Annotated in this window: 6 protein-coding genes and 4 pseudogenes; 9 read left to right on the top strand and 1 reads right to left on the bottom strand. The window is 58.7% G+C overall.

Going from position 1 to position 9862, the window contains the following annotated elements; all coding sequences use genetic code 11:
- Positions 1-670, bottom strand: a 670-nt coding sequence (locus tag NKI47_RS33945; protein WP_352595986.1) for an SDR family NAD(P)-dependent oxidoreductase, incomplete at its 3' end; no start/stop codon positions are given.
- A gap of 563 nt (positions 671-1233) precedes the next feature.
- Between NKI47_RS33945 and NKI47_RS33950 the strand changes: the two genes are divergently transcribed.
- From NKI47_RS33950 to NKI47_RS35315, 9 genes and pseudogenes are all read left to right on the top strand, one after another.
- Positions 1234-1593: a SemiSWEET family sugar transporter gene (locus tag NKI47_RS33950; RefSeq protein WP_352595989.1), complete on the top strand. Its 360-nt coding sequence runs from the start codon at positions 1234-1236 to the stop codon at positions 1591-1593.
- A pseudogene (locus NKI47_RS33955) lies at positions 1590-1727 on the top strand (endonuclease/exonuclease/phosphatase family protein); the annotation flags it as partial. The gene NKI47_RS33950 and the pseudogene NKI47_RS33955, both read left to right, overlap by 4 nt.
- Positions 1728-2074: 347 nt before the next feature.
- Positions 2075-3244, top strand: coding sequence for a M24 family metallopeptidase (locus tag NKI47_RS33960; protein WP_352595992.1), 1170 nt, complete (start codon positions 2075-2077; stop codon positions 3242-3244).
- 310 nt (positions 3245-3554) lie between these two features.
- Positions 3555-3899: a tautomerase family protein gene (locus tag NKI47_RS33965; protein WP_352595995.1), complete on the top strand. Its 345-nt coding sequence runs from the start codon at positions 3555-3557 to the stop codon at positions 3897-3899.
- Positions 3900-4295: 396 nt separating this feature from the next.
- A complete protein-coding gene (locus NKI47_RS33970) occupies positions 4296-5096 on the top strand; it encodes an NAD(P)H-binding protein (protein WP_352595998.1) in 801 nt (266 codons plus the stop codon).
- 311 nt (positions 5097-5407) lie between these two features.
- A pseudogene (locus tag NKI47_RS33975) lies at positions 5408-8376 on the top strand (NAD(P)-dependent oxidoreductase).
- A gap of 110 nt (positions 8377-8486) precedes the next feature.
- A pseudogene (locus tag NKI47_RS33980) lies at positions 8487-8564 on the top strand (electron transfer flavoprotein subunit beta/FixA family protein); the annotation flags it as partial.
- Between the two features lie 169 nt (positions 8565-8733).
- Positions 8734-9309, top strand: a pseudogene (locus tag NKI47_RS35310) (electron transfer flavoprotein subunit alpha/FixB family protein); the annotation flags it as partial.
- Between the two features lie 31 nt (positions 9310-9340).
- Positions 9341-9562 (top strand): FAD-binding protein, encoded by a 222-nt coding sequence (locus NKI47_RS35315; RefSeq protein WP_502898125.1) that lies wholly within the window; start codon positions 9341-9343, stop codon positions 9560-9562.
- The last annotated feature ends 300 nt before the right edge of the window (positions 9563-9862 follow it).

A 9862-nucleotide genomic window follows, 5' to 3' on the forward strand; every position in this document is an offset into this window, starting at 1 on the left:
TATCCTTCGGCGTAGCCACGCGACCTTGAGGTATTGCATCGATGTTCCTCTGGAGGACCTCGTCGGCAGTAACCGGCTGGCTGTGGCCCGACACAAGCATGGGCGTATCCACGGCGCCGGGGCAGACGGCATTGATGCTGATTTGCTCTTTGGCGTGGTCAAGGGCCATGGCTCGCGTCAGCAAAACGACCGCGCCCTTCGATGCACAATAGGCGACCAGCCCGGGACAGCCAACCAACCCCACATTCGAGGCTATGTTGACAATGCTGCCGCCGCCGCTTTTCCTCATGGCCTTCACCGCGGCGCGGCTGAAGTAGAACACACCGCTGACATTGGCGTCGAAAGTCTGGCGCCAATCATCATCCGTGGTATCGACGGCACTTCCACGCCGGATGATCCCGGCGCTGTTCACCAAAACGTCGACCTTTCCGAACCGCTCTACGCTGGAATTAACCACGTGGTCGGCGAAGGCCGAGTCAGCGACATCGCCTAGCATCAATTCGGCCGGACAATCGAGTTTCTGAACCGACTCCAAGGCTCTTTTGCCCCGCTCCCGATCGCGGCCGACCAATACGAGTGACGCCCCTGTCGCGGCGAAGGCCTCTGCGATGGCCTCCCCTATCCCCGACGTCGCGCCAGTCACGATAACAACCTTCTTGGAGTGCGTCATAGTTTCAATTGCCCAGTAAAAGTGATGAGGCTTGGCGGTTAATTCCGGCGGCCTGCTTGGTGATCTATGCCGGCATACGGCTGTCCGCAAGCGTCCAAAAAGTCATGCGGCGGACAAGCTGAAGTCATGACGCGCGTTGGACGTCGATGGCGATTCCGTGCCAGCCAGGCCCTCAGGAGAGATCAGAGACAGTTATGGCGTTGGGGCCGGCTCCAACCGAGGTGAAACTGATCTGTAAACATGGTCATGACCCTTGGTTATCCGGCCCACCAATAATACTCATTTGAAGTTCGATCAGGCGCTGTCTAGTATTCCTGCATCGCAGCTTGGCAGGCATTGCAAGCACGACATACTAGGGCTCAATGAAGGATAACACATCCGTTTCATCCGGCTCGGATGGCTCAGGATGCCTTGCGCCCGCGGAGGGGAACGAAGTCACGCCGAGCGGAATGTCGCAGTGCCGTTGAGCGTTTTTATTTGGGGCCGCCGACTAGCCTGAGTCGCTCTTGCCGCGACAACCACGCGAAAGGGTTAAACGGAAAATCCAGCAGGCAATCTCGCACATGGATTGGGTCACGGTTATTGGCTACCTCGCAGCTCTATGCTCGATGACCAGCTTTACCCCGCAAGTCTGGAAGATCATCAAAACCCGGGACACGAGCAGCATTTCAGCACCGATGTACGCCATCTACGTGCTGGGACTTGCGTTCTGGCTGATCTTCGGAATTCTGAAGAACGAATGGCCCCTTATCATCACCAACGGAGTGTGCCTGGTGCTTTCGGCCTTCATTCTCGTCATGACGCTCCTTCCTCGCGCGAAGAAGGATGCCGTCGCGGACGTTCTCGACTCGGCCACCTCAAGCACCGAGCGGTCGGGCGGGCGAGCTCGTCTGGCCGATCCAAAGATGAAACGGTCGAAATGAGGCGCATCGCAACCTTCAATGTGAATGGCGTCAATGGCCGGCTTCCCGTGCTCCTGAAGTGGCTCAGTGAAACCGACTACGACATTGTCTGTTTGCAGGAGTTGAAGACGTCGGACCGGGTATTTCCGGCGGCCGTGCCTAATGATCTGGGCCTTCATACCGCGGGTTTGGAAGCGTCCAACAAGTTATTCGATGGCAAGCCTGAAGTTATGGCGCGCTGGACATCGATAACGGCCTCGCGCAGCCTTTTACGACCCTTGGACATGGTCATGACTCCTGGTTATGCGGCCGGCCACTAATACTCATTTGAAGTGCGGTGCGCCGCTGCCTATAGCTCACGACCGTACATTTCTGCGGGGCTAATCAGCAGCATAGCCGCAACAAGCACGAGGGCTCTGTGACGAATTCCAAATTGGGATCACCAGGTCCGGATGCGCTCGTACTCCACGACAACTGGAGCGACCTGCGGCAGTTTCGACCAATGCCGGATATCGACTTTAAAAGGCTCGATGGATACCGGAAAGAGCGCCTAAGAGCGGCAATGCGCCAAGCTGATGTTGCAATGTGTGTCCTGGTGAGCCCCATTACCATTCGCTATGCGGTGGACTACAATGCATACCCTTTGTTTCAGTCGCATATTCCCGTCACATACCTCTTTTTGCCTCTTGATGGGCCAATCACCCTTCATCAGGGTATTGGCAACGCGTGCTCTGCAGACCGTGTAAGGCACGGAAGGCCTATTTCGTTTTTTGAAGGAGGCAACGAACTGGCGGACGGCGCGAGGCTCCTCGCCGACGACATCGTTGGGTTCCTAAGCGAAATCGGTACCACCAATCGCAAAGTGGCGGTGGAGTATGTGAACCCGAGCATAACCCAGGCTTTGCTGCAGCGCGGTCTAGAGGTAATTGATGCGGTGGACATCGTGGAAGGCGCGCGGGTCATTAAATCGGATGACGAGATAGCGTGTATTCGCTGGGCCTGCGCCGTCGCTGAGCACGGCATTGCGCGCATGCAGGAGAGCATGGGGCCAGGCGTAACGGAAGTGCAGCTTTGGGGACTTCTCAACTATACCAACCTCGCCAACCAGGGCGGCTGGCATGAGGGACGAATGTTAGCTTCCGGGCCGCGAATTAATCCGTGGCTCCAGGAAGCCACCCAACGAGTCATTGAGGAGGGAGACCTGGTGGGATTTGACACCGATATGGTGGGCCCATTTGGGTATTTCTGTGATGTTTCACGGACATTCTACTACGGAAAGAACCCGCCTAGTGCGCGCCAGCGCCAACTGTACCAACTGGCGTATGACGAATTGCAGACCAACATGAAGCTTATCCGACCAGGCGTCAGCATGAAGGATCTGCAAGCTTCAGCTTGGCCGGTGCCCGAAGAATTTCGGGAGCAGGCTTACCCATGCGTTCTACACGGAGTTGGCATGTGCGATGAATATCCGCAAGTTAAACCATCATTCCGTGGTCCGGTAGCGTATGACGCGACACTCGAAGCAGGCATGGTAATATGTGTTGAAAGCTATATTGGCGCCGTCGGCGAACCAGACGGAGTGAAGCTTGAGGAGCAATTGCTCGTTACGTCCGACGGCTACGAGTTGCTTTCAAACTATCCTTTTGACGAACGTCTCCTGAGTAGGACCTAGTTCGACTCCCAATCGCGTGAATCTACGGCCATGCGGCAAAACTCACGAAGGCAAGGCTACGCCAATGATCTACGACTGCGGCACTACGGACCGACCGAGGAAATGAAGGACAGGATGCGAGCGGTTGCTCGGGATAGCGTGCCGCTTTTCGAAAATACGGAGATTAAACTAATCGACTTCTGGACCTCGGAGGAACGAGTGGGGGGAACAAGAGCTCATGAATCGCAAAATCTTGATCGCGGGGATAACGGCACCGTTGCGTTCCAACTGAGCGACGCTTTTGTCAATGAAGGCGCGAACGTCATGTCCGATGGACACGATCGAGGACGCTCTCGACGTGATCATGATAGAGCGCAATTCGCATCACAGACGGTCAAATCTCGCTTCCACCGCGCCAGGCCTTGGTTTGGAGATCGTCGAGGCAATGTTCTGTTATCAACCTGCTCGGCAGAGAGCAACGAAGGAGCAAGCTATGCCCGTAATCCATATCGAAACGTTCAAGTCTGATGACGATAAGAAAGCACAATTGGTGGCTGAGATCACAAAGCTGTTCTGTGACAAGATGAACTTAAGGCCAGAACAAATCCATGTGGTGTTCGATGAGTATGAGCCTAACAACTGGGCGACCGGCGGCAAGCTTTGGTCCAGGATGTGAAGGGGCCGGCTATCTCTGCGACCTGCGGGTTAATCTATTTCCGGTGAGGAGATGTTGGGGCAAAGGGCAAATTCGTCTTAAAGTGTGCCCGGGACGCGCGGTAGTGCTGGAAAGGTCGTTCTGAATGCCTTGCGCCCGCGAACGTTCTTGCGCGTGGTGGCCGTGGCTTTACTTAATGGCTGCGGATTTGCCTGAGCCGCTTCTGCCGCGACAACCGCCCGAAAGGTCAGACGGAAGACCAGCAGGCTGGCTCAGCGAAACCGACTGCGACATCGTCCGTTAGCAGAAGCTGAAGACGTCGGAGCGGGTCTCCGGCGGGCCAATGAAAAATGATCTGAGTCTTCATCGATAACCTTGGAGCGCTTTGAGCACCACACATCCATGAAAGGAAGAGCCATGATCCTCATCACCGGAGCCTCGGGCCAGTTGGCATCGCAGATCGTGGCACGGGCGCGGCAGAAGGGCATTGCGATTCTCACCGGCAGCAGAGCAGCCACTGCTGACCGGCACATAGACTTCGACAGACCTGAAGCGCTTGACTTCGCCGGGGTTGAGACCATGTTGCTGACTTCGGCCGGCTCTGCCGAAGACGATCGCGTGATGCGTCGGCATGGTGCCGTTCTGGCTGCTGCCCGCGCGCAGGGGGTGAAGCACGTCGTTTATACGAGTCTCACCTATGCTAGCGATCATCTCGGCTTTGCCCTGGCTCATCGCTGGAGCGAGCGCGAGCTTCGGGCAAGCCGCATGGGCTGGACCATCCTTCGCAACGGTCTCTATGCAGAACTGATTGGCGCTCTCGCCGCGCCGCGCGGCGGGGTGATTGCCACGCCATTTGGCGAGGGTCGGATTTCCGCAGTCGCAAGATCGGATCTGGCCGAAGCGGCGGTTGCTGTGCTGGGCGATCCGGCTAGCCATGCCGGCCGCTGCTACGAGTTGTCGGGAGCTACCGCATTTTCGATCCCGGATCTCGCGCAGAAGATAGCAGCCACTTATGAGCCGAGCAGCTTTGAGGAGGAGCGCGCGCGGCTTTCGTCCCTGCCACTGTTCGCCTTCCAGCCGCCGATGCTGATGTCCATTTCGTCCGCCGCGGCGGCCGGATTCCTGGAAACACATGCAACAGATCTGACGGAGCTGGTGCCTATGCCGCTAGACGCGCTAGAGATTGCCTGCGCCGTCGCTCGACAAGCGGCACAGTAGCTTCTGGTGCACCTCGGAAAGTCCAATAAGTCGTCTTTCTTGGCTCGGCTCATAAGAAAGAGGCAGTCTTTTACTAAGAGGCGAACATTAAATGGGTCGCGTCCCGATTCTCATCTGTTTCAAGGAGCTAATCGAGTGCGGGTGTAAGCGGGGCATATTACCGGTAGTCAGGCTTGAGCGGTTTACCTAACGGTCCGGGAGGGGCGGGATCGGATAGTTCGATCACGTAGCCCACGCGACAATTGATTTCAACACTATACGTCCCACGGCTCAGCACTGCTTCGCTGCCCAGGCCGATAAGGAGGATCTTCATGATTTCAGACAGCGAATTGCTTGCTCATCGCGAGTCTGCACTCGAAGAGACGAGGGTTGGCGCGCCTTCCATCCCATTGAACCCATTCTTTGGCGTGGGACCTATAACCGACGCGACGACCGACGAGGTCGACAGCCGGCTGCGCCGCTACGAGTTTGATCGCTGGATCGAGAGCACCTATCGCAAGTTCGACGACATCGGAAAAGACGTCGGAGCGTTCACCACGGCGGAACTGTCGCGGAGCATGCATCGCGGTTATCCGGCCGACAAGATCCTTCTGGACATGATGCGGGCGATCCATCGCTACTTCGAGTTCCCGAAGTCGAACCGCATCGCCGTGGGCCTTGGTGGCGGCCATAGCGGTTATACGGTCTGCGTCCAGCATCTCCTAAACGCGAATGACCCGAACCAGCGCGTTTACGTTGACACGCCGCGCCCCGAAGGCAGCGATGCCGACACCTCGGGCTTCTTCCGCCAGTCGTGGGCGACCCAGCTCATCGAAATGCACCGCTTTGCCGAGAAGGGCGACGAGAGCCGCATCCATTTCGCTCGGAAGGACGGCGCGATCCCATCTGCCAAGACTCTTGCCGACCTCGGCATTTCTGTCTTCGTCGGCGTCGGTCACGAGACGACGGGCGCGAACTCCTACACCAACGAGGAAATCCACGAACTCTTGACCTGGCTGGACGGTGATCCGGAAAACCGGCACGCCGTCTTTGACGCCACCTCCATGCTCGGTGCGATGCCATGGTCGCCCGAGACTGTGCGGGCAGTCATGGCCAAGTGCTGCCTCTTCATGCCGTTCCAGAAGGCGATCGGCGGCGTCTCCGGCTATTTCGTCGCTTCCTTCACGCCGGCGGCCCTCGCCCTCATCGAGCGCAACCAGAGCAATCCATGCTGGGCCATTCCGCGCCAACTGAAAATCGCGCCGCCGCTCGATCCCAAACAGCCGCTCAGCAGCAAGCGGTCCGTCGATGCCGGCCCGTTCTACGACGCGCAGGAAGATCGGATGCTCGGCGGCGTCATCAACACCTACAGCGCACTCGCCTTTGCCGAAACGACGTTCGGCCTCTTGCAGACGGAGCGGCGTATCGGTTCCGTCATCGAGCTCAACAAGCGCTCGGCCGCCAATCGCGAGGTCGTCAACGAATGGGTCGGCCGCAACCCGTTGTTCAGCCTCGTCGTCAGCGAGGAAGAGCGACGCGGCGCCGCCGTCACGCTCCTGAAGGTCAATGACGGTGCCATCTCATCGTCGGACCTGCACGCCCGCATTATCGCGCGCTCGAAGCAGTTGCTCGGCTACGAGGGCATCACCCATCCGAACGGCGAGCACGAGACGGGTCTCGATGCCGCTCGCTATGTCAACGCCTTCCCTGGGACGCCCGGCGATTATCGCGCCTGGGTCGGTGGCATTCGCGAGCCGTCCGACATCACGGCGCTGCTCGAAAACCTGAAATACGCCTATCTCCGCGCCAAGATCGTAGTGCTGGAGGAAGAGCTGGAACGGCACGGGAGGAAGGTCGATTATGCCCTGTCCAGCGCCGATGCCGGCGAAGGCGTGCGTGAAGGGACTGTCAAGGTGCTGATTGCCGACGCCATCGGCCTGCGCTTCGGTGCTGATGGGCGCCTCGATCATAGCGAGCTTGCCGCCTATATCGGCGAGAAGGGCGGGGTTTTCCACGAGACCTCGATCAAGGCGGCGAATACGGCCGACGACGGCCGGATTCATTTCTTCTACCAGCCGCACCTCAGTACCGCCGATGAAATTCTCGCCGAAGCCGGCGACGGCCGATACGATGCGGTCATCGCCGCCGCCACCTTCATTCCCGCCGGCGCAAAGTTCCGTCTCGGCGGCGTGCGCATCGGCACTGGAACCGGCAACATGGGGTCCGCCTCATGGGGCGGGACAAACGGGGAGCACGGAGAAGCACCACTCATGAACACCCCCGGCATCAACAGCCGCGCGACGGCGCAGATGGCTATCAAAGCTCTGCTCAAAGTCATGCCCGACCTTCCGGTCGACGCGCTGCACGACAGGGTGGTGAGAGGCGACTTCGACACCGGCAAGAACCTTGCAGAATATCCGACCGAAAAGCTCGAAGGCAAACGGATAGCGATCCTCGGCTATGGCAATATCGGCCGGGAACTAGGCCGGATCGCCAAAGCCTTCCATATGAATGTTGTGATTTATGCCCGTCCGGCGCATCGCGACAATATCCTTGCCGAAGGTTACGACTATGCGGAAACGCCTGTCGCCGCCGCCAGCGGCGCGGATGTACTCTCCGTGCACCTCGGCCTCGGCCGGCAGGATCTGGCCACGGGCGCTTTCTCAAATGCCGGGCTGATCGATCGCAGCATCCTCACCGCGCTCAACGATCGAGCCGTGCTTCTCAACTACGATCGCGGCGAACTCGTTGACGTTGCCGCGCTCGACGAAGTGCTTTCGTCCGGCAAGGTCCGGCATGCCGCCATCGATGCGGATATCTTCAAGGGTGCCGAAGGCGTGACCGGCCCGATGAAGCCCTATCTTTCGCTGCTGCCGAAGGATGCCGACAAGCTGGAGCTTCTCCCGCATGCGGCCGCGGATACCGACCATCCGACCGGGGTCGCCGGCACCAAGCAGGCTGTCGACCAGCTGGTCGATGCGATACGCTATCGTTTGGTCACCAACCTCAAGGGTGATCTTCCGGGCGGGTACATCTCCAATGATCTAAATCGCCGGTCGGAATCGCCCAGGTTACACGCAGCGACGTCGCTCGACTGGCCGAAAATACCGAATTGCTTGCGGAACTTCGGACCGCGAGCGAAGCGATTACCTCTGTGATCGGCGCGCTCAGTGCGATCAATGATGCGGCTCATCGCGAACGCGTTGTCGATCGTTACCGCGCTTTACTGGCCACGAGCATCTTGAAGCAAAAGCTGCTGTTGGATGGTGCGGGGCTCATCGCCCCGCCGGCAACGCTTTAATCAGCCTACGCAACGTCTGGCTTGATTTATACCAAGCCAGACGTTTCAACATTGGAAGGGATGCTTTCGGAAAGGCGATGGCTTGAAAGGCTGACCTCCTGAGCACCGGCGGCCCCAAGGCGGGAGTCAAGGTGAGGAGCGTCGCCAAACTGGTCGACAAGCTCAGGAACGAGGCCGGAGTATTGTAAGCCCGTGCCCCCGAAAGGTGCAGACTTTCGGGGCAGGATCACGGGCACAAGGAATTTGAAGGAAGCGAAGAATGGCAATTCTCCTCATCGCCGAATACGATACCCAGACTCTGTCGGATCAGGCCGCCAAGGCGCTGTCGGCGGCATCGAAGATCGGCGCGGAGTTGACGTGCTGGTCGCCGGTAACGGCGCCAGGGCTGCCGCGGACGCCGCCGCGAAACTCGCGGGCGTGCGCAAGGTGTTGCTCGCGGAAGCCGCCGAACTGGAATACCGGCTGGCCGAACCGCTGGCGGCAACCATCGTTTCGCTCGCCGGCGGCTACGACACGATCATCGCGCCGGCGACGATCTCCGGCAAGAACGTGATGCCGCGACTCGCGGCCCTGCTCAACGTGATGCAGCTGTCGGAGAACATTGAGGTGGTCACGCCCGACACGTTCAATCGTCCGATCTATCCCGGCAACGCAATACAGACGGCGCAGTCGACCGGCGCCAAGAGGGTGATACAGCGCACGGCCTCCTTCCAAGCAGCATCCGAAGGCGGCTCTGCTCCTATCGAGACGGTCTCAGCCGCGGCCAAGCCCCGCCTGACGGCCTTTGTCGAGAACAAGCTGTCGGGCGGCGAACGTCCAGAGCTTGCCTCGGCGAAAATCATCATCTCGGGCGCCGCACGGTGGGCTCGTCGGAGAAATTCCGGGAACATCCCTCCCGTCACCGACAAGCTCGGCGCTGCGGACGGCGCCAGCCGCGCGGCGCTCGACGCCGGCTACGCGCCCAATGAGTGGCAGGTCGGCCCGACCGCAAGGTGGTCGCCCCGACCTCTACATCGCCTGCGGCGTATCCGGCGCCATCCAGCATCTTGCCGGCAAGATGGATTCGAAGGTCATTGTCGCCTTCAACAGGGACGGGAGGCGCCGATCTTCCAGCTCGCCGACTACGTCCTCATCGGCGACTTCTTCCTCATACTCCCAGAACTCGAAAAGGCAATCTGATCAATGACATTGGGTAACAAAAGAGCAAACGATTTGAAGAACTGCATTCGCGGAATCGTATTTTCTTTGGTAATTTGCACAGCGCTATTAGGAATAAGTATGGCGATATTATATTAAGTACTTTACGATTAGAATTGCTTGCGAAGTATACCTATTTTGTTCGGGTGCATCCAAAATAACGCCAAAGGGAGAAAAAAGTGAGATTTGGACACCTCGAACTACCGGCATTTCCAGAGTGGGTGGTGCGACAATGAGGTTGCGAACAGCCTGGCGCGCGGCGGGGGCTGGATTTCGGTCGTTGGGGCTG

It is taken from the genome of Mesorhizobium sp. M0633 (genome assembly GCF_040320645.1).
Lineage (GTDB): Bacteria > Pseudomonadota > Alphaproteobacteria > Rhizobiales > Rhizobiaceae > Mesorhizobium.